Here is a 17902-nt window from a genome sequence, read left to right as displayed (position 1 = left end):
CATGCGCCGCGCCTTGATCGTCGTCGACGTACAGAACGACTTCTGCGAGGGGGGCAGCCTCGCCGTGGCCGGGGGTGCCGATGTGGCCGCCGCCGTCACCGAGCTGATCGGGCAGGCGGCCGGCTCCGGCTACCAGCACGTGGTGGCCACCCGCGACCACCACATCGCGCCCGGCGGACACTTCGCCGACCACCCCGACTTCGTCCACTCCTGGCCCGCGCACTGCGTCGCGGGCACCGAGGGCGTCGGCTTCCACCCGAACTTCGCCCCGGCCGTCGCCTCCGGCGCGATCGACGCCGTCTTCGACAAGGGCGCCTACGCCGCCGCCTACAGCGGCTTCGAGGGCGCCGACGAGAACGGCGTCGCGCTGGCCGACTGGCTGCGGGCGCGGGAGGTCACCGAGGTCGACGTGGTCGGCATCGCCACCGACCACTGCGTGCGGGCCACCGCGCTGGACGCGGTGCGGGAGGGCTTCCGCACCCAGGTGCTGCTCGACCTGACCGCCGGGGTGGCCGAGGCCACCACCGAGCGGGCGCTGGAGGAGATGCGGGACGCGGGCGTGGAGCTCTCCGGCAAGCCCGTCGTCGCCTGACTCAGGCGGGCGCCGCCGGTCGCCGCAGCAGCGCCCTGATCGGGTGCCACAGCTCCTGGGCGAGCTCCGGCCCCAGCCCGACAGCGTTGTCAGGGGCCGTACGCCATATCAGCCCGTCCGGGTGGTGGAGTACGGCGGTGATCTCGTCCGGGGTCGGCGGGGCCGCGTTGCCGCGCAGGTAGACCGCCCGCAGCCCCAGATTGCGCAGCCTGGTCAGGGCGCGCGCCCGGTTGCGGGCGTGGACGAGGACACGGACGCAGTCCGTGCCGTCGGCGGCGGGTCTGGGCAGGTTCAGCGCCACCACCACGCTGCCGGTCGGCAGCTTGCAGAAACCTCCTGCGGCCATGCAGTCACACCCCCGTGTGCACCGGTGTCAATAAGAAAGTCATCAGGTGGCACCTAAACACGATCGGCGGCGACCCGCCAGGGGGTCGCCGCCGATCGCCTTCTGACCTGCGGAAATGCGAACTGCTTCACCGCGGGGCCGACCTCGACGGAGATCGTGGAGCCGTTCAGGGCCTCCTTGACGATCTTGATCTTGGTGTTGGTGTCAGTGACACGGACACCGGCGAGCGGGGTGGTCTCGTCGTAGTAGGTGCTCGTGTGGTCGTTGAAGACCGGCACGCCCTTCGACGACGGGATCTTGGTCGCGACGTCCGCGTTGTGCAGCGTGATGCCGTCCGTGCGGTAGAGGCTGAACGGCGAGTCGTATGCCTGGATGCGGCTGCGCATCGGCGTGCCGTCGGACCACTTCAGCGCCGCCGGGTGCGAGTCGATCGGCAGGACCAGACCGGTGCCCGGGTGGGCGCTGGTGTTGTTGTCCGCCTGGGAGGTGTCCCACTTCCAGATCAACAGGCCGTTCTGGTACGGGTAGTGCTCGACCCAGCTCGGACGGGTCGTGGAGAAGCCGAAGTTGTACGGGCCGACCTTCAACGTCTTGTCGTACGACACGTACTGGCGGTTCTCGGCGATGTAGTACTGCGCGTACTCCTTGCTGAAGGAGGCGCCCACGCGGGAGAAGCCCTTCGCCGTCCAGGCCGCGTCCGCGGTCTCGGCGTCGTCGCTGAACAGGGCGGTGCCGTCGGCGGTCACGGAGATCCGGTCGGCCGTGAAGCCCTTGCCGGCCACACCGCTGTCCGAGGAGTAGCGGAAGCGCACGTCGATCTTCTGGCCGGCGTAGGCGTCCAGCGGGAACGACAGCTTCTTGTACGTCTCCGAGGCGCCGGTCAGCACGGGCTGGCCGCTGGCGTCCTTCGGCAGGGCCGCGCCGTCGGCGGTACCGTCGATGGCGGTCCACTTGGTGCCGCCGTCGGTGGAGACCTCGGTGTAGACGTTGTCGTACTCGGCCTCGGTGTCCCACCAGCCGTCGAGGGTCAGCGTGGCCGCCGACTTCCCGGTGAGGTCCACGGAGCGGGAGAGCGTGTTGTTGAGGCTGTTGCCGCTGCCGCTCCACCACTGGGTGGCGCCCTGGGCCGGGGTCACGATCTCGGTGGTGACCGCCTTCTTGGGCAGTTCGACGACCAGACCCTGCTTGTTCTTGGTGTTGTACTCGGCGACGCCCAGCTTGTGCTTGGACTTGGTCGCGGCCTTCGCCACGTCGTAGTCCAGCCAGCCCAGTTGCAGCTTGTCCCAGGCGGTCATGTCGCCGGGCAGGTCACCGATGGTGTCCTTGCCGGTGCCGAGCCAGGAACCGGAGGACATCAGGGTCCAGAAGCCGGTGGAGTTCTCGCCGCCGCCGGACGTGTCGTAGTGATCCGGCAGACCGAGGTCGTGGCCGTACTCGTGGGCGAAGACGCCGAGTCCGCCGTTCTCCGGCTGGATGGTGTAGTCGCCGACCCAGATGCCGGTGTCGCCGACCTGGGTGCCGCCGAGCAGGTTGCCCGAGGGGCCGGTGTTGCCGGCGTCGGTGCCGAAGGCGTACCAGCGGTGCGCCCAGATCGCGTCCTCGCCCTGGGCGCCGCCGCCCGCGGACTCGTCCTCACCGGCGTGCACGATCTGGAAGTGGTCGATGTAGCCGTCGGGCTCGTTGAAGTCGCCGTCGCCGTCGAAGTCGTAGCGGTCCCACTGGTCGAACTCGGCCATGTCGGCCTTGATCTCCGCGTCGGTGCGCCCCGCCGCCTTCTGCTGGGCGACCCAGGCGGTGACGCCGTCCTGGACCGCGTTCCAGGCGCAGGTGTCACAGGAGTTGGAGCCGTAACGGGCCTCGTTGTAGGGGACCTTGACCCAGTCGGTGACCTCGCCCTCGACCGAGTAGCGGCCCGAGGACTGCTTCTCGTAGTAGGTCTTCATCGACGCGGTGCCGTCGCCGAAGTAGAGGTCCTCGTAGTGGGCCTTGTTGTAGTCCGCCTGCCACGCCGTGGAGTTGTCCTGGGCGCGATCGGGCTGGGCTATCTCGTTGTGGGCGGGGCCCGCGGTGCCGCCGTAGCGGCTGTCGACCTGGTCGCCGAACTCGACGAGGATCGTGAAGATCTTGTCGGTGCGCTCGCGGCCCAGCTCGACGTACTTGCTGTCGCCCTTGCGGCTCTTGAGCGCGACGACCTGCGAGCCGTGGCGCTGCTGCACCTTGGCGTCGCCGGATATGACCTGCTTGAGCGCCTCTTCGCGCTGCGCCTCCTGAGTCTTGGAGAGCGGGCCGTCGAAGTCGTGCTGCTGCTCGGTCCTCGCCGGCTGCGGGTCGGTCCGGTTCGCGGTGGCCGACTGAGGAGCGGCGGTGCCGGCCTGAGCGACGGCGAACGTGGAGAACGTCGCGGTCGCGGCGGCCAGCGCGACGGTGGTTGCCGCCGCTCTGAACGTCCAGGATCTACTGGTCACTTGAGGTCCTCCCCCGCGTCTGCGCGCGCGGGGGCAGGAGGGGTCCTGGTCATGGAGGGTCCGCGCGCGCGTGATCAACGCGTGTAGTCAAGTGACGTCATTTGACTAGAGGTTCAGAAGAAAAGACAGACCTTGACCTGAACAGAACAAGTGCGCTATGCGGAGTTGACGTTCGCTTTACGAACACCTCGCGTCCCGGTCGACCGGCGCTCGTCCCCGTCCACTTGGTGGACGGTATGAATCCGTGCGCCCCCTGTGCACCGGTACTGTTGGTTAGGTCACGCTTACTGTTCGTTCCGCTCGGGCATGCACGCGAATAGAGTCGCTTGGCGGAACGTTCGAAATTCGGCGGAAAGCCAGGCCGACACCCCCGTGGACCCCCACTTCCGAGGACACGATTGCCATGCCTCGTCCGACTGCCGCACAGCTCGCCTACGGTTCCTTCACCGTGATCTTCTCGACGCTCGCCATGCTGCTGCTGTCCCAGACGAGTTCGGGGGCCGGGATCGCGGTCATCGCCGTCGCGGCGCTCGCGCTCGGGCTCCTCGTCGCCATGACGGTGCCGATGCCCGGGTCGCGGGTGGTCGCGGTGCAGAAGCCCGCCGAGGTCGCCGCCGCTCCCGCGGTGACGGCCGAGGAGCCCGTGGCCGCCGTGGCCACGAGCTCCCGGAAGGCCGCCTGAACCCGATCCTGAACCGGCGTGCGGTGGTGGTCAGCGGGTACTGACCACCACCGTCTTCGCGGCCTTGTCGTGCAGGCCCTGCTTGTAGGGCTTGTCGAAGAAGCTCCAGCCGCCCGAGATCGCGGTCCAGATGCAGGCGCAGCAGAACGCGAACGGGACCCAGAGCACCAGGGAGCGGACGAGCGCGGCCTGCACCGACGGCGTGGAGCCGTTCTCCAGGTTCGCCACCCGCATCTTCAGCCACTTCTTGCCGAGCGTCTGACCCGACTTGGTGATCATGAAGGTGTCGTAGCCGATATAGAGCAGGGCGGCGACCAGCGACTGCGCGAAGGACTTGCCGTACTCGACCTTGTCGGCGTCCACGTCGTACTCGTTGACCCCGAAGCCCCAGGTGAGCAGGGCGACGACGATCCCGACCAGGATCATGTCGATGATCCGCGCGAGGGTGCGCCGGCCGCTGTCGGCGAGCGGGGGCATCCCGGCGAGCGGATCGGCGGGGTAACCACCACCGCCGTAGGGGTCACCGCCGTAGGGGTCACCGCCGTAGGGGTTACCGCCGTAGGGCGGAGGCGGGGGCTGACTGCCGTACGGCGAACCGGAGTCGCCCGTCGGCGGGGGCTGCTTCCTGAACGGGTCGTCTTCCGGCGGCTGCTGACCGGAGCCGGGGGGCGGTTCGCTGCTCATGGCCCGAGTCGACCGCGAACCCCCCGGCTCCGCATCCGGCGAGCGGCCGTCCGGGGGACGGAATCAGGTGACCGTTCTGCCGTATCCGGCTATCCCGCCACGAACGTATGCGCGGCCTTGTCGTGCCAGCACTGGCGCCACGGCTTGTCGAACAGGCCCCATACGACACCCACGACACCGATCACGAGCAGTCCGGGGACGCTGTAGACCAGCCAGCGGCGCAGGGCCGCGCCGAAGGACGGGGGCTCGCCGCCCTCGATGTCCCGCACCTCCAGACCGAGCAGCTTCTTGCCCAGGGTGCGGCCCCACTTGGCGGTGGGCAGCGCCTCGTAGAGGGCGCCGAAAACGAGGAGGACGGCCAGGACGATGCCGAGATACATCGACGTCGTGCCGTCCAGCAGCCAGACGGTGACGGTCTCGCCGCTGAGCTTCGCCGCGTCGATCTTCTCGTCGACGTGGTCGAGCGCCTTGGTGCCGAGCGGTACGGCCGCCCCCGCGGTGACGCCGAGCACCACGACCGTGTCCAGCAGCCGCGCCGCCAGCCGCTTGCCGAGGGAGGCGGGGCGGGCGGCGGCCTGACGCCGGGCGGCGGCCTGGAAGATGTCGTCGACGGGCGGCTTCCAGGGCGCGACGGGCTGGTCCTCGCCGGACGCGCCCGCGAGCCGGTGCACCTGCTGCGCCCAGGAGGGCTGACCGCCGCCGGGGCCGCTGGTCATGGGGGTCGCGGAGGCGGGGGTGGGCTGCTGGGGAACAGAGGGAGCCGCCGGGGCCGCGGGGGCGGCGGCCGGGTTGGCCTGCTGCGGACCGGACAGCGCGCTCGGGGCGGCGGCGGCCTGAGCGGCGGCCCCTGCCTGGACCTGCGCGGCAGCGGCCCGCTCGGCAGCGGCCTTGCCCGCACCGAAGCCGGGGGCGTGGGAAGCGGAGGTGGCGGAGCCGGGAGTGCCGGGGCCGGGGCTGCTGGAACCCGAAGAGCCGAAGCCGGGGGCGTTGGAGGCGGGGGTTCCGGAGCCGGGGCCGCCGGAGACCGGGGTGCCGGAAGCGGAAGCGCCGGAGGCTGGGGTGCCGGGGCCGGTGAAGGCGGGGCCGCCGGTGGTGGAGGGGGGCGTGGCCGCGGAAGGCGGTGCGCCGAAGCCGCCCGCCGACGCGCCGCCCGTGCTTCCCGCCTGCGCCCCGCCCTGCTGGGTCGTGCGCGGGGAGACCGCCCGGAAGGTCATGGTCCCCTCGTCGCCGACGGGGCCACCGGGGCCGGGGACACCGGGAGTCGCGGCGCCCGCGGGGCGTCCGGCGGCGGGGCCGGAGCCGGCCGGGGAGCCGGACGCCGGACCGCCGGAGGCCGAGGTGCCTCCGGCCGCGCCGCCCGGCACCGGGCCGCCGGACGCCTCGCCCGCGGCACCACCCGCGGCACCCGGCCCCGAGGGGCCGCGCGAGCCGAAGGCCGGTCCGCCGGAGGCGCCCGGCGCCCCCGTCGTGGGCCGCCGGAACACGAACGTGTTGCCCGACGGGACGTCGGAGGCGCCCTCCGCGGGCGGGATCGTGGCCGTGCCGTCCGTGCCGGCGGTCTCGGACGGGACGCGCGGGTCGGCGCCGGCCGGCGCACCCCAGGAGACGCGGCGGTCCTGGTCGCCGCCGAAACCGGACTGCCGGTCGCGGTCGGCGCCCCAGGCGGACGCGGGCTCGGGACGGCTGCCGTGCCGGGCGTCGGCCGGCGCGGCCTCCGGCTGCGGGTCCTCGTCGAAGAAGTGCGGGCCGGTCTCCTCCACCGGCGGCACGGCGGCGGCCGTACCCGCACCCGCCGCCCCCGCACCCGGCGGGGCCGGCGGTGCGCCGTCCGACGGGGCCGGGCGGCTCGTGCCCGGCACCCAGGCGGCACCGTTCCAGTACCGGACGTAGCCGGGGATGGACGGGTCCGGGTAGTAGCCCTCGCGGGGCCTGTCGTCACCGGGGGCCGGGGTTGGGGCGCTCATGTCCGTCGTCCCGTATCTGCTCGGGGGTGAATAGAGGGGGCTCCACATCTATCAGACCGGCGCAACCCCCCACCGCCAGTCCCACCGGACCCACACGTTCGAGAAGTACGGAAAAAAAGTTCTCCGAACCCGCGTAATGCTCGCGGGTCCACCCGCTCTCTCCTTCCGCGGGCCCGCCCCAGGGCCGCGCACGAGCGGAGAGGAACCGTACGACATGCACTACACCGTGGTGGAACGCGAACTGGAGCTCAACCTCATCCTGTCGCCGGAGCGCAGCATCCCGGTGCCGGCCCGGCTGAGCTACCGCACCGACGATCCGTACGCCGTCCACGTCACCTTCCACATCAACTCCGACCAGCCGGTGAACTGGACGTTCTCCCGCGACCTGCTGGTGGAGGGGGTGTTCCGGCCGTGCGGGCACGGGGACGTGCGGGTGTGGCCGACGAAGGCGGAGGGCCGCAGCGTCGTGCTGATGGCGCTGAGTTCACCCGACGGGGACGCCCTCCTGGAGGCGCCCGCCGCCCAGGTGTCCGCCTGGCTGGAGCGGACGCTGCGGGTGGTGCCCCCGGGGACTGAGGGCGACCAGCTGGGCATCGACGATGCGCTCGACCAGCTGCTCGCCCAGTGAGCCGTACTCGCCGAACGTCAGAACAGCTTGCCCGGATTGAGGAGGCCCAGCGGATCGAAGACCTGCTTGATCTGCCGCTGCATCTCCACCCCGACGGGCCCGAGCTCGCGCGCCAGCCACTCCTTCTTCAGCACCCCGACCCCGTGCTCGCCGGTGATCGTGCCGCCGAGCTCCAGGCCGAGGGCCATGATCTCGTCGAAGGACTCGCGGGCGCGCCGGGACTCGTCGGGGTCGGCGGCGTCGAAGCAGACGGTGGGGTGGGTGTTGCCGTCGCCGGCGTGGGCGCAGACCCCGATGGTCAGGTCGTACTTCCCGGCGATCCGCTCGACCCCTTCGAGCATGTCGCCGAGCCGGGAGCGGGGCACGCACACGTCGTCGATCATCGTCGTGCCCTTGACCGCCTCCAGCGCGGTCAGCGAGAGCCGCCGGGCCTGGAGGAGGAGCTCGGACTCGGCGGCGTCGTCGGCCGGGACGACCTGGGTGGCGCCGGCGGCCTCGCACAGGGCGCCGACGGCGGCGAGGTCGGCCGCGGGGTCCGGGGTGTCGAAGGCGGCGAGGAGGAGGGCCTCGGTGGTCTCCGGGAGCCCCATGTGGGCGATGGCGTTGACGGCCTTGACGGTCGTACGGTCCATCAGTTCGAGGAGGGACGGGACGTGCCCGCCCTCCATGATCCGGCACACGGCGTCGCAGGCCGCGGCGGCCGAGGCGAACTCGGCGGCCAGCACCAGCTGCTGGGGCGGCTGCGGCCGGAGCGCCAGGGTCGCCTTGACGACGATGCCGAGCGAGCCCTCCGAGCCGACGAACAGGCGGGTCAGGTCGTATCCGGCGACGCCCTTGGCGGTGCGCCGGCCGGTGGACAGCAGGCGGCCGTCGGCGAGGACGACGTCGAGTCCGAGGACGTACTCGGCCGTCACCCCGTACTTCACGCAGCACAGGCCGCCCGAGGCGGTGCCGATGTTGCCGCCGATGGTGCACATCTCCCAGCTGGAGGGGTCCGGCGGGTAGTAGAGGCCGTGTTCGTTGACCGCGCGGGAGAGGGTGGCGTTGATGACGCCGGGTTCGACCACGGCGATGCGCTCGACCGGGTTGATCTCCAGGATGCGGTCCATCCTGGTCAGGGAGAGCACGATGCAGTCGTCGGTGGCGTTGGCGCCGCCGGACAGACCGGTGCGGGCGCCCTGCGGGACGACGGGGACCTGCAGTTCCGTGGCGGTGCGCATGACGTGCTGGACCTGCTCCACCGTGCGCGGCAGGACGACGACGGCGGGGGCGCCGGCCGGGCAGAAGCTGGCCATGTCGTTGGCGTAGGAGGCCGTGACGTCCGGGTCGGTCAGGACGGCCTCGGCGGGGAGGCCGGCGAGGAGGCGGTCGACCAGGTTGCCGGTCTCCTCGTCGCGAGGCGCTTCGATACGGCTCATGATCACAGCGTCGCACCCGGGGCCATCGGTGTGAACCCCGTCCGCACCGGCCTTCGCATACGGGGGTGTGGTCGTCGTATTGACGCATGGTGAGCGCCATGGAGAACCAAGACGAGGCCTCTCGGGGTGGACGCGCCGGTCGGTGGGCTCTGGTCGCCGCCCTCGCCGGGTGTCTGGTGCTCGGCGGGACGCTGATGGTGGTGCCGGTGCAGCGGACGCCCCCGCGGGCGGCCGTGCCGCCGGCGCCGGGCGCGCAGGCGCTGACGGCGGTGTCGGCGGGGGTGCCGGCCGCGTTGCCGGACCTCGCGGTGCTGGTCGGCGACCGGGAGAGGCATCTGCGGAAGAACCCGCGGGACGCCGAGTCGTGGGCGGTGCTCGGGGCGGCGTACGTCGAGCAGGGGCGGCGGACGGCGCAGTCGGCGTACTACCCGAAGGCCGACCGGGCGCTGCGGACCTCGCTGAAGATCGAGCGGAGCGCCGCGGCCCTCGGCGGGATGGCGGCGCTGGCGAACGCGCGGCGGGACTTCCGGGCGGCGCGGACGTGGGGCGAGGCCGCGGTGAAGGCGGACGCGAAGCGCTGGGCCACGTATCCGCTGCTGATCGACGCCTACAGCGGCCTCGGTGACTGGAAGGCCGTGGGGCGGTCTCTGGAGCGGCTCCAGGAGCTGCGGGGCGGGGCGGCCGTGATGGCGAGGGCGGGGGCGGTCTACCGGGACCGGGGCTGGCGTGAGGACGCGATGGCACAGCTCTCCGACGCGGCGGCGGGGGCGCGGGCGCCGGCCGAGCGGGCGGCGTATCTGGAGCGGGTGGGGCAGCTGGCCTGGGAGCGCGGGGACCGGGAGGTGGCCCTGCGGAACTTCCGGGAGGCGGTGCGGATCGACCCCGACCAGCGGGCGGCGCAGGCCGGGCAGGGGCGGGCGCTGGCGGCGCTGGGGCGGACGTCGGAGGCGCTGAGCGCGTACCGGATGGCCCTGACCAACCAGCCGAGTCCGCAGTACGCCCTGGAGCTGGGCGAGTTGTACGAGTCGCTGGGGCTGCGGCAGGCGGCGCGGGCGCAGTACGACCTGTTGCGGGCGCGGGTGCGCAGTGCCGCCGCGGGCGGGGTGGACGAGGAGCTGGTGCTCGGGGTGTTCGAGGCCGACCACGGTGAACCCGCCTCCGCTGTGCGGCGGTTGCGGGCGGAGTGGCGGCGCCAGCCGGGGATCGCGGTGGCCGACGCGCTGGGGTGGGCGCTGCACCGGGCGGGTCAGGACGAGGAGGCGCTTCGGTACGCGGTGCGGGCGACGGACAAGGTGCACGGGGGCGGCGTCCGCAGTGCGCTGTACGCCTATCACCGGGGCATGATCGAGCGGGAGCTGGAGCGGTACGGGCCCGCGCGGCGGCATCTTCAGGAGGCGCTGCGCATCAACCCGTACTTCTCGCCCCTCCAGGTGCGCACCGCCCGGACGGCGTTGGCGGCGCTCGGTGCGGAGCCGGACGTGACGGACGTGCCGGCGTCGGTCACACGGCAGCCGTGCCGATCAGCGCGTTGCGGGTGACCAGTGCCGCCAGCTCCTGCTCCGCCAGCCCTTCGGTGCCCTCCGGTCGCCGGGGCAGCACCATGTAGCGGCTCTCGGCGCTGGAGTCCCACACCGTGATGTCGACCGCCTCGGGCAGTTCCAGGCCGAACTCCCGCAGGACGGCGCGCGGTTCACGGACCACGCGGGAGCGGTAGGCCTCGGACTTGTACCAGCTGGGGGACGGGCCGAGGAGGCGGAGCGGGTAGCAGGAGCAGAGGGTGCAGACGACGACGTTGTGGGTGGTGGCGGTGTTCTCGACGACGCGCAGACGCTGGTACGAGCCCTCCATGTAGCCCAGTTCGCGCACCGCGGCCGTGCCGTCCGCGAGGAGGCGGGACCTGAAGGCCGGGTCGGTCCAGGCGCGGGCGACCACCCGGGCGCCGTTCGCCGGGGAGGAGGAGGCGAGGAAGGCGTCGATGGCCTCGTCCACGCGTTCGCCGGTGATCAGTCCCTTCTCCTCCAGCAGGGTCTCCAGGCGTCGCACCCGGCGGGCGATCGTCGCGTCGTGGTGCTCACCGCTCATGGTCCGGGTCCTCCTCCAAGTAGCTTTCCCACAGGTCCAGTACGACGTGGTGGTCGCCCTCGCCCCACAGGTCCCGGGCCGCGAAACGGACCGCGTAGATCTGCTCGACGGGTGCGTCCCCGCGGCCCTGGGCGCTGATGTCGGCCAGCTCCGCGGGGCCCTCGGGCTCGACGATCACGCCTCGCTTGCCGCGGGCGTAGCGGGGCAGGCGGGTGTGGTGGGGCGGGTCGTGGGGGAAGGTCCGGACCCGGGTGCCGGGCCGGAAGCGGTCGCCGTCAGTCATCCAGCTCACCCGGTTCCAGCACGCCCTTGGCCTCCAGCAGGGCGACGATCGCGGTGAACCAGCGCTCGTAGTACGAGGCCGCCAGGTACGCGGCGGGCGGCATCGACTCGATGGCGTCGCGGAACTCGTTGGTGTTGAAGACCCCTTGGGCGCGCAGGGTGTTGAAGAGTCCGACGACGCGGGCCTCCCAGTCCGCGTGGAAGGGTTCGGTGTCGTCGGCGGTGTCGATCGCGCCGAAGCCCTGGGTGCCGCCCACGTCGTTGATCCTCGCCATGGGTCCAGCCTACGGCCGCACTAGGTCAGCGGCTTGGCGTACAGGGAGAACCTGCGGGCTCCGGCCGCGCCCGAGGCGAGCCCCAGGTACAGGCCCGGCTCGGTCTTGTGGCGGACGGCGAGGCCCTCCGGTTCGCGGAAGGTGAGGGAGCGGCCCGCCTCGGTGCGCATCCGCTGGACCAGTTCCCCGGTGGTGAGGTCGACGCAGGAGACGTAGGCGTTGCCGAACGCGGCGGGCGGGTTGGTCTCGGGGTCGTAGGCGGTGCCGGCGAGCTGGTAGAGGTGGTCGCCGTGCAGGGCGTAGCCCTGGAAGGGGATCTCGGGGTCGGGGTGCGGATCGGGCTGTGCGATGTCCGCGACGGGGTCGCCGTAGTCGCGGTTCACGAAGGCGTCGAGGTCCCAGACGCGGTAGCGGGGCTTGCCCTTGAGGCGGTAGCGGACGGCTATGCGCTCACTGGCCATGCAGACCGTGGGCTGGTTGTTGGTGGACCCGGGTATCGGCTTGCGGGTCCTGACGTCCGCGACGGTACGGGTGGCGCCGGCGGCGAACCGGAAACGGGTGACGGCCTGGCCGTAGCCGCCCTTGGCCTCGGCCTCGGTCCAGATCCACACCGTGCCGTCGGCGGCGTTCTGCACGCCCATGCTGACGCCGTGCCCGAAGCCCTGGAGGTGCATGTGGCCGAGCAACGTGCCTTGGAGGTCGAGCTTGTTGAGACAGAGGTGGCCGGCGCCGATGCCGCCGCGGCGGACCTGGAGGACGTAGAGGTGGCGGTGCACCTCGTCGAAGGCGAAGGACTGCAGGACCGTGCCCTCGTGCAGTGCCTTCTCCTTCAGCCGGCGCTGCGCCGGTACGCCGAGGTCGATGCGGTCGGTCACGGTGGTGTGCTCCCCCGGGTCCTGCGGGCGCCCTGGCGGCGTCCACAGGACCAGAGAGTGCCAACTGCCGCCGACCGGTTTCAAGGTGCGGCGAAAGCGCTTACGGATTCACGCCGCCTTCACAGGTTGCCGCGCTTGGCCTGCTCCCGCTCGATCGCCTCGAAGAGGGCCTTGAAGTTGCCCTTGCCGAAGCCCATCGAGCCGTGCCGCTCGATGATCTCGAAGAACACGGTCGGCCGGTCCTGGACCGGCTTGGTGAAGATCTGCAGCAGGTAGCCGTCCTCGTCGCGATCGGCGAGGATCTTCAGCTCGCGCAGGGTCTCGACGGGGACGCGGGTGTCGCCGACCCACTCGCCGAGGGTGTCGTAGTACGAGTCGGGGGTGTCGAGGAACTGGACCCCGGCCGCCCGCATGGTGCGTACGGTCTGGACGATGTCGCCCGTGTTCAGCGCGATGTGCTGGACGCCGGCCCCGCCGTAGAACTCCAGGTACTCGTCGATCTGCGACTTCTTCTTGGCGATGGCGGGCTCGTTGATCGGGAACTTGACCTTGAGCGTGCCGTCGGCCACCACCTTCGACATCAGCGCGCTGTACTCGGTCGCGATGTCGTCGCCCACGAACTCCTTCATGTTCGTGAAGCCCATGACCTTGTTGTAGAAGCCGACCCATTCGTTCATCCGGCCGAGCTCGACGTTGCCGACGCAGTGGTCGACGGCCTGGAAGGTGCGGTGGGCGGGCGGCTCGACGATCGGGGCGGCGGCGACGTATCCCGGGAGGTAGGGGCCGTCGTAGCCGGTGCGCTCGACGAGCGTGTGGCGGGTCTCGCCGTACGTCGCGATGGCGGCCAGGACGACGGTGCCATGCTCGTCCTTCACCTCGTACGGCTCGGCGACGCTCTGCGCGCCGTGCTCGATGGCGTAGGCGTACGCGGCGCGGGCGTCCGGGACCTCGATGGCGAGGTCGACGACGCCGTCGCCGTGCTCGGCCACGTGCTGGGTGAGGAAGTGGCCCCAGGTGGTGGCGGGCTTGATCACCGAGGTGAAGACGAACCGGGCGGAGCCGTTCTCCAGGACGTACGAGGCGGTCTCGCGGCTGCCGTTCTCCGGTCCGGAGTAGGCGACCAGTTGCATACCGAAGGCGGTGGAGTAGTAGTGCGCCGCCTGCTTGGCGTTGCCCACGGCGAAGACGACCGCGTCCATTCCCTTGACCGGGAAGGGGTCGGCCTGCCGGGCGGTGTCGGGAGTGTGGTGTGTGGTCTGCGTCATAGGCGCAGCCTTCTCCGTGGCCGCAAGGTGCGCAATAGTTTGCGCATCGACTGTGCAATATGACCAGTGAGGTGTCCGTTTCTGCGGGCTCTCTGTACAGGATGACCACCGGGAAAGGCGGCGCTCGTGGGGATCGACGGGCTCGACGGACGCATCATCGTGCTGCTGGCGCGCGAGCCGCGGATCGGGGTGCTGGAGATGTCCCGGCGGCTGGGGGTGGCCCGCGGGACGGTGCAGGCGCGGCTGGACCGCCTTCAGTCGAATGGCGTCATCCGCGGATTCGGCCCCGAGGTGGACCCGGCGGCCCTCGGCTACCCGGTGACCGCGTTCGCCACGCTCCAGATCCGGCAGGGGCAAGGGCCGGACGTACGGGCGCACTTGGCGTCCGTGCCGGAGGTGCTGGAGCTGCACACGACCACGGGCAGCGGGGACATGCTGTGCCGGCTGGTGGCGCGGTCCAACGCGGATCTCCAGCGGGTGATCGACCGCGTTGTCGGTTTCGATGGGATCGTCCGGGCCGCCACGGCGATCGTCATGGAGAATCCGGTTCCGCTGCGGATCATTCCGCTGGTGGAGCAGGCGGCCGGGGACGAGGACCGGACCTAGCTGCCATGGGGTGACTCGATGTGAGCTTCTGGGAGTACCTGGGCAACCGCCATCAGCAGCTGCTCACCGACGCCCTCCAGCACGCCAGCGCCGTCTTCCAGTGCATGGTGGTGGCGACGGTGATCGGAGTGCTGATCGGGGTCGTCACCTATCGCAGCGAGTGGGCCGGGAACCTCGCGACCACGGCCACCTCGACCATTCTGACCATCCCCTCGCTCGCCATGATCGGTCTGCTCATCCCGGTCGTCGGGCTGGGCGTGCCGCCCACGGTGACCGCGCTGACCCTGTACGGGCTGCTGCCGATCGTCCGCAACGCCATCGTCGGCCTGCGCGGGGTCGATCCGTCCCTGGTGGACGCGGCGAAGGGGATCGGGATGTCCCGGCCGATGCGGCTGGTGCGGGTCGAGCTGCCGCTGGCCTGGCCGCCGATCCTGACCGGCATCCGGGTCTCCACGCAGATGCTGATGGGCATCGCGGCCATCGCCGCCTACGCCTCCGGACCCGGCCTCGGCAACGAGATCTTCCGCGGGATCGCCTCGCTGGGCAGCAAGAACGCGCTCAACCAGGTGCTCGCGGGGACGCTCGGGATCATCGTCCTGGCCCTGCTGTTCGACGCCGCGTACGTCCTGATCGGACGGCTGACCATTCCCAGGGGGATCCGTGTCTGAGACGTCCACTGCTTCCGGTGCCTCCGGCGCGTCCATCGAGCTGGAGAACCTCACCAAGAGGTATCCCGGCAATCCGCAGCCGTCCGTCGACAACGTCAACATGGAGATCAAGGCGGGCGAGATCGTCATCTTCGTCGGCCCGTCCGGCTGCGGTAAGTCGACGACGCTCAAGATGATCAACAGGTTGATCGAGCCGTCCGGCGGCCGCATCCGGATCAACGGTGAGGACGTGACCGACATCGACCCGGTCAAGCTGCGCCGCAAGGTGGGCTACGCGATCCAGTCGGCCGGCCTCTTCCCGCACATGACGGTCGCGCAGAACATCGCGCTGGTGCCGAAGATGGTCGGCTGGGGGAAGAGCCGGATCAAGGACCGGGTGGAGGAGCTCCTCGACCTGGTCGGCCTGGACCCCGGCGAGTTCCACGGCCGCTATCCGCGCCAGCTGTCCGGCGGCCAGCAGCAACGCGTGGGCGTGGCACGGGCGTTGGCCGCCGATCCCCCGGTGCTTCTGATGGACGAACCGTTCGGCGCGGTCGACCCGATCACCCGCGACCACCTCCAGGACGAGTTGATCAGGCTCCAGCACGAGCTGCACAAGACGATCGTGTTCGTCACGCACGACTTCGACGAGGCGATCAAACTGGGCGACCGTATCGCCGTGTTGCGCGAACGCTCGCACATCGCCCAGTTCGACACCCCGGAGGCGATCCTCACCAACCCGGCGGACGACTTCGTGTCCGGGTTCGTGGGCGCGGGCGCGGCGCTCAAGCGGCTGAACCTGACGCGGGTGCGGAACGTGGAGATCACCGACTACCCCACGGTGACCGTCGACGATCCGCTCCAGGAGATCTTCAACCGGCTCCGGGACAGCGGCACGAACGAGATCCTGCTGCTCGACAAGCGGGGGCGGCCCTACAAGTGGCTGCGGCGCGGCGACCTGATGCGGGCGAAGGGGTCGCTGGCGCGGGCCGGGACGCTGGTCCACGACACGGTGACGCGGGACGCGACGCTGCGGGACGCGCTGGAGGCCGTGCTCACGGACAACGCGGGGCGGGTTGCGGTGACCGGGCGGCGCGGTGAGTACACGGGCGTCGTCGACATGGAGACGCTGATGAACTCCGTGCACGAGCTGCTGGAGGCGGACCGGCTGGAGGCGATGGAGCACCAGCACGACCTGGAGGAGGCCAGGGCCGCCCAGACCCACGCCGAGCAGGAGGGCGACGGAGGGGAGAGGAAGGCGTGAGCGTCCCCGAGCTGGAGGAGCAGCGGTCCCTGGACGAGCGGGAGTCCCTGGAGGAACAGGAGGAGCCCGCGCCGCGGGTGGACCTGCGGCGCCGGATCACCTGGCGGAAGCTGACCTTCCTGCCGGCTGTGCTGGTGGCGGTGCTGCTGGCGACGTGGCTGTGGTTCCAGCAGGCGGACCTGGACTCGATCTCGGAGAACGCGCTGTCCAACGGGCAGGTGTCCAAGTCCCTTTGGCAGCACGTGAAGCTGACGGCGATCTCCACGTTCTTCGTGCTGATCATCGCGATCCCGCTGGGCATCCTGCTGACCCGGAAGATGTTCCGCAAGGCCGCCCCCATCGCCATGGCCGTCGCCAACATGGGTCAGGCGACCCCGGCGATCGGCCTGCTCGCCCTGCTGGTGATCTGGCTGGGCACGGGGACGAAGGCGGCGCTGATCGGCATCATCATCTACGCGGTCCTCCCGGTCCTGTCGAACACGATCGCGGGCCTGAAGGCCAACGACCCCACGCTGCTGGAGGCGGCGCGGGGCATCGGGATGTCGTCGGTGGGGGTGCTGGCGCGGGTGGAGCTGCCGTTGGCGGTGCCGCTGATCCTGGCGGGCGTCCGCACGGCGCTGGTGCTCAACGTGGGCACGGCGACGCTGGCCACGTTCGGCGGCGGTGGCGGCCTCGGTGTCCTGATCACGACCGGCATCACCAACCAGCGCATGCCGGTGCTGCTGCTGGGCTCGATCCTCACGGTCGTGCTGGCGCTGCTGGTGGACTGGCTGGCGTCACTGGCGGAACTGGTGCTCAGGCCACGGGGGTTGGAGGTGGGGCGATGAGGCGCGGGGTACTGCCGGCGTCGGCGGCCGTGCTGCTGCTGGTCTCGGCCTGCGGCCTGACGAGCGGCTCCCCCATGGTCGACGACGTGCGACCGGGGTCGATCGGGGCCGGTGAGCCGCTGAAGGGCGCGAGCCTGACGGTGACGTCGAAGGAGTTCACGGAACAGCTCGTCCTGGGCGCGATCATGGGGATCGCGTTCGAGGCGGCGGGCGCGGACGTGCTGGACCGTACCGGCATCCAGGGCTCCATCGGGGCGCGGGAGGCGGTCAAGTCCGGTGACGCGGACGGCATGTACGAGTACACGGGCACCGCCTGGATCACGTACCAGGGCAACAGCGAACCGATCGCCGACCCGCAGGCGCAGTGGGCGGCGGTGCGCAAGGCCGACCTGAGGAACGGCCTCACCTGGCTGCGACCCGCCGCCCTGAACAACACCTACGCCCTGGCCATGAACCAGGCCAACTTCAAGAAGTACGGCACGAAGACGCTGTCGGACGTCGCCGCCCTGTCGAAGTCGGAGCCGGGCGCGGTGTCGCTGTGCGTGGAGAGCGAGTTCGCCAACCGCGCGGACGGGCTGCCGGGCATGGAGAAGGCGTACGGGATGAGCGTCCCGGCGAAGAACGTCACGCAGATGGACACCGGGATCATCTACACCCAGGTGAAGAAGGGCAGTTGCACCTACGGGGAGGTCTTCACCACCGACGGGCGCATCAAGTCCATGAACCTGGCGGTGATGACCGACGACAAGAAGTTCTTCCCCAACTACAACGCCGCCCCGGAGATCAACTCCAAGACGCTGAAGAAGTGGCCGGCGATCGAGGAGATCCTGGACCCGGTCACGAGGAAGCTGAACAACACGGTGGCGCAGGAGTTGAACGCCAAGGTGGATGTGGAGGGAGAGGACCCGCATCAGGTGGCGTTGGACTGGATGAAGGCGGAGGGGTTCGTGAAGTAGGGGTGCCGGTACCCGAGGTCACTCCCCCGCCCCCGCCCGGCCCG

Annotated in this window: 19 protein-coding genes; 9 read left to right on the top strand and 10 right to left on the bottom strand. The window is 71.0% G+C overall.

Translation table 11 applies throughout. The annotated features are described in order from the left end of the window. Position 1 precedes the first annotated feature (1 nt). A complete protein-coding gene (locus DI272_RS31220) occupies positions 2-592 on the top strand; it encodes an isochorismatase family protein (protein ID WP_109498521.1) in 591 nt (196 codons plus the stop codon). A gap of 1 nt (position 593) precedes the next feature. Here DI272_RS31220 and DI272_RS31215 read toward each other — a convergent pair whose 3' ends face one another. Together DI272_RS31215 and DI272_RS31210 are read right to left on the bottom strand one after the other, a co-directional pair. After that, complete coding sequence (locus DI272_RS31215) at positions 594-938, bottom strand: hypothetical protein (RefSeq protein WP_109498520.1); 345 nt, start codon at positions 936-938, stop codon at positions 594-596. A 53-nt stretch (positions 939-991) separates the two neighbouring features. Beyond that, the gene (locus DI272_RS31210) at positions 992-3403 is read right to left on the bottom strand and encodes an immune inhibitor A domain-containing protein (protein WP_109498519.1); all 2412 of its coding nucleotides are present in this window, start codon (positions 3401-3403) and stop codon (positions 992-994) included. A 403-nt stretch (positions 3404-3806) separates the two neighbouring features. On the opposite strand from DI272_RS31210, the gene DI272_RS31205 reads away from it, so the two are divergent. Next, complete coding sequence (locus DI272_RS31205) at positions 3807-4085, top strand: hypothetical protein (protein ID WP_109498518.1); 279 nt, start codon at positions 3807-3809, stop codon at positions 4083-4085. Between the two features lie 30 nt (positions 4086-4115). On the opposite strand, the gene DI272_RS31200 is transcribed toward DI272_RS31205, so the two are convergent. Further along, positions 4116-4769 (bottom strand): RDD family protein, encoded by a 654-nt coding sequence (locus DI272_RS31200; protein WP_109498517.1) that lies wholly within the window; start codon positions 4767-4769, stop codon positions 4116-4118. Between the two features lie 89 nt (positions 4770-4858). Next, a complete protein-coding gene (locus DI272_RS31195) occupies positions 4859-6733 on the bottom strand; it encodes an RDD family protein (protein WP_181387373.1) in 1875 nt (624 codons plus the stop codon). Between the two features lie 214 nt (positions 6734-6947). Here DI272_RS31195 and DI272_RS31190 point away from each other — a divergent pair, with 214 nt between their 5' ends. Beyond that, a complete protein-coding gene (locus DI272_RS31190) occupies positions 6948-7361 on the top strand; it encodes an SsgA family sporulation/cell division regulator (protein ID WP_109498516.1) in 414 nt (137 codons plus the stop codon). A gap of 17 nt (positions 7362-7378) precedes the next feature. Here DI272_RS31190 and DI272_RS31185 read toward each other — a convergent pair whose 3' ends face one another. Continuing rightward, a complete protein-coding gene (locus tag DI272_RS31185) occupies positions 7379-8785 on the bottom strand; it encodes an FAD-binding oxidoreductase (protein ID WP_109498515.1) in 1407 nt (468 codons plus the stop codon). Positions 8786-8877: 92 nt separating this feature from the next. On the opposite strand from DI272_RS31185, the gene DI272_RS31180 reads away from it, so the two are divergent. Continuing rightward, positions 8878-10317 (top strand): lipopolysaccharide assembly protein LapB, encoded by a 1440-nt coding sequence (locus tag DI272_RS31180; protein ID WP_109501144.1) that lies wholly within the window; start codon positions 8878-8880, stop codon positions 10315-10317. On the opposite strand, the gene nthA is transcribed toward DI272_RS31180, so the two are convergent. The 5 genes from nthA to hppD all read right to left on the bottom strand — a co-directional run bounded on the left by nthA (position 10280) and on the right by hppD (position 13558). After that, a complete protein-coding gene (gene nthA, locus DI272_RS31175; protein WP_109498514.1) occupies positions 10280-10861 on the bottom strand; it encodes a nitrile hydratase subunit alpha in 582 nt (193 codons plus the stop codon). The two genes, DI272_RS31180 and nthA, sit on opposite strands and share 38 nt — an antisense overlap. After that, positions 10851-11144, bottom strand: a complete 294-nt coding sequence (locus DI272_RS31170) for an SH3-like domain-containing protein (protein WP_109498513.1) — start codon at positions 11142-11144, stop codon at positions 10851-10853. The genes nthA and DI272_RS31170 overlap by 11 nt, the downstream gene beginning before the upstream one ends. Next, positions 11137-11418: an SH3-like domain-containing protein gene (locus DI272_RS31165; RefSeq protein WP_109498512.1), complete on the bottom strand. Its 282-nt coding sequence runs from the start codon at positions 11416-11418 to the stop codon at positions 11137-11139. Before DI272_RS31165 ends, DI272_RS31170 begins: the two co-directional genes overlap by 8 nt. Before the next feature lie 20 nt (positions 11419-11438). Continuing rightward, on the bottom strand, positions 11439-12293 hold the full coding sequence (locus DI272_RS31160) for a Teichoic acid biosynthesis protein C (Precursor) (protein WP_109498511.1): 855 nt from the start codon (positions 12291-12293) through the stop codon (positions 11439-11441). A gap of 119 nt (positions 12294-12412) precedes the next feature. Next, positions 12413-13558, bottom strand: a complete 1146-nt coding sequence (hppD, locus tag DI272_RS31155; protein ID WP_109498510.1) for a 4-hydroxyphenylpyruvate dioxygenase — start codon at positions 13556-13558, stop codon at positions 12413-12415. 126 nt (positions 13559-13684) lie between these two features. On the opposite strand from hppD, the gene DI272_RS31150 reads away from it, so the two are divergent. Genes DI272_RS31150 through DI272_RS31130 form a run of 5 tightly spaced genes read left to right on the top strand, consistent with a single transcriptional unit; the run spans position 13685 to position 17858 of the window. After that, a complete protein-coding gene (locus tag DI272_RS31150) occupies positions 13685-14164 on the top strand; it encodes an Lrp/AsnC family transcriptional regulator (RefSeq protein WP_109498509.1) in 480 nt (159 codons plus the stop codon). A gap of 20 nt (positions 14165-14184) precedes the next feature. Then, positions 14185-14832, top strand: a complete 648-nt coding sequence (locus DI272_RS31145) for an ABC transporter permease (RefSeq protein ID WP_109498508.1) — start codon at positions 14185-14187, stop codon at positions 14830-14832. Further along, on the top strand, positions 14825-16075 hold the full coding sequence (locus DI272_RS31140) for a betaine/proline/choline family ABC transporter ATP-binding protein (protein ID WP_109498507.1): 1251 nt from the start codon (positions 14825-14827) through the stop codon (positions 16073-16075). The genes DI272_RS31145 and DI272_RS31140 overlap by 8 nt, the downstream gene beginning before the upstream one ends. After that, positions 16072-16902, top strand: a complete 831-nt coding sequence (locus DI272_RS31135) for an ABC transporter permease (RefSeq protein WP_109498506.1) — start codon at positions 16072-16074, stop codon at positions 16900-16902. The genes DI272_RS31140 and DI272_RS31135 overlap by 4 nt, the downstream gene beginning before the upstream one ends. Further along, on the top strand, positions 16899-17858 hold the full coding sequence (locus DI272_RS31130) for a glycine betaine ABC transporter substrate-binding protein (RefSeq protein WP_109498505.1): 960 nt from the start codon (positions 16899-16901) through the stop codon (positions 17856-17858). Before DI272_RS31135 ends, DI272_RS31130 begins: the two co-directional genes overlap by 4 nt. Positions 17859-17902: the final 44 nt, after the last annotated feature.

Origin of the sequence: Streptomyces sp. Act143 (assembly GCF_003143935.1) — a bacterium.
GTDB lineage: Bacteria > Actinomycetota > Actinomycetes > Streptomycetales > Streptomycetaceae > Streptomyces.
The sequence above is the reverse complement of the archived record's forward strand: the minus strand, read 5'-3'. Positions and strand labels throughout refer to the sequence as shown.

Bases quoted from the DNA above. Each gene is read 5' to 3' on its own strand.
- DI272_RS31130 (WP_109498505.1), top strand. From the start codon at position 16,899: ATGAGGCGCGGGGTACTGCCGGCGTCGGCGGCCGTGCTGCTGCTGGTC.
- DI272_RS31180 (WP_109501144.1), top strand. From the start codon at position 8,878: ATGGAGAACCAAGACGAGGCCTCTCGGGGTGGACGCGCCGGTCGGTGG.
- DI272_RS31215 (WP_109498520.1), bottom strand. From the start codon at position 938: ATGGCCGCAGGAGGTTTCTGCAAGCTGCCGACCGGCAGCGTGGTGGTG.
- hppD (WP_109498510.1), bottom strand. From the start codon at position 13,558: ATGACGCAGACCACACACCACACTCCCGACACCGCCCGGCAGGCCGAC.
- DI272_RS31165 (WP_109498512.1), bottom strand. From the start codon at position 11,418: ATGGCGAGGATCAACGACGTGGGCGGCACCCAGGGCTTCGGCGCGATC.
- nthA (WP_109498514.1), bottom strand. From the start codon at position 10,861: ATGAGCGGTGAGCACCACGACGCGACGATCGCCCGCCGGGTGCGACGC.
- DI272_RS31190 (WP_109498516.1), top strand. From the start codon at position 6,948: ATGCACTACACCGTGGTGGAACGCGAACTGGAGCTCAACCTCATCCTG.
- DI272_RS31170 (WP_109498513.1), bottom strand. From the start codon at position 11,144: ATGACTGACGGCGACCGCTTCCGGCCCGGCACCCGGGTCCGGACCTTC.
- DI272_RS31220 (WP_109498521.1), top strand. From the start codon at position 2: ATGCGCCGCGCCTTGATCGTCGTCGACGTACAGAACGACTTCTGCGAG.
- DI272_RS31200 (WP_109498517.1), bottom strand. From the start codon at position 4,769: ATGAGCAGCGAACCGCCCCCCGGCTCCGGTCAGCAGCCGCCGGAAGAC.
- DI272_RS31195 (WP_181387373.1), bottom strand. From the start codon at position 6,733: ATGAGCGCCCCAACCCCGGCCCCCGGTGACGACAGGCCCCGCGAGGGC.
- DI272_RS31205 (WP_109498518.1), top strand. From the start codon at position 3,807: ATGCCTCGTCCGACTGCCGCACAGCTCGCCTACGGTTCCTTCACCGTG.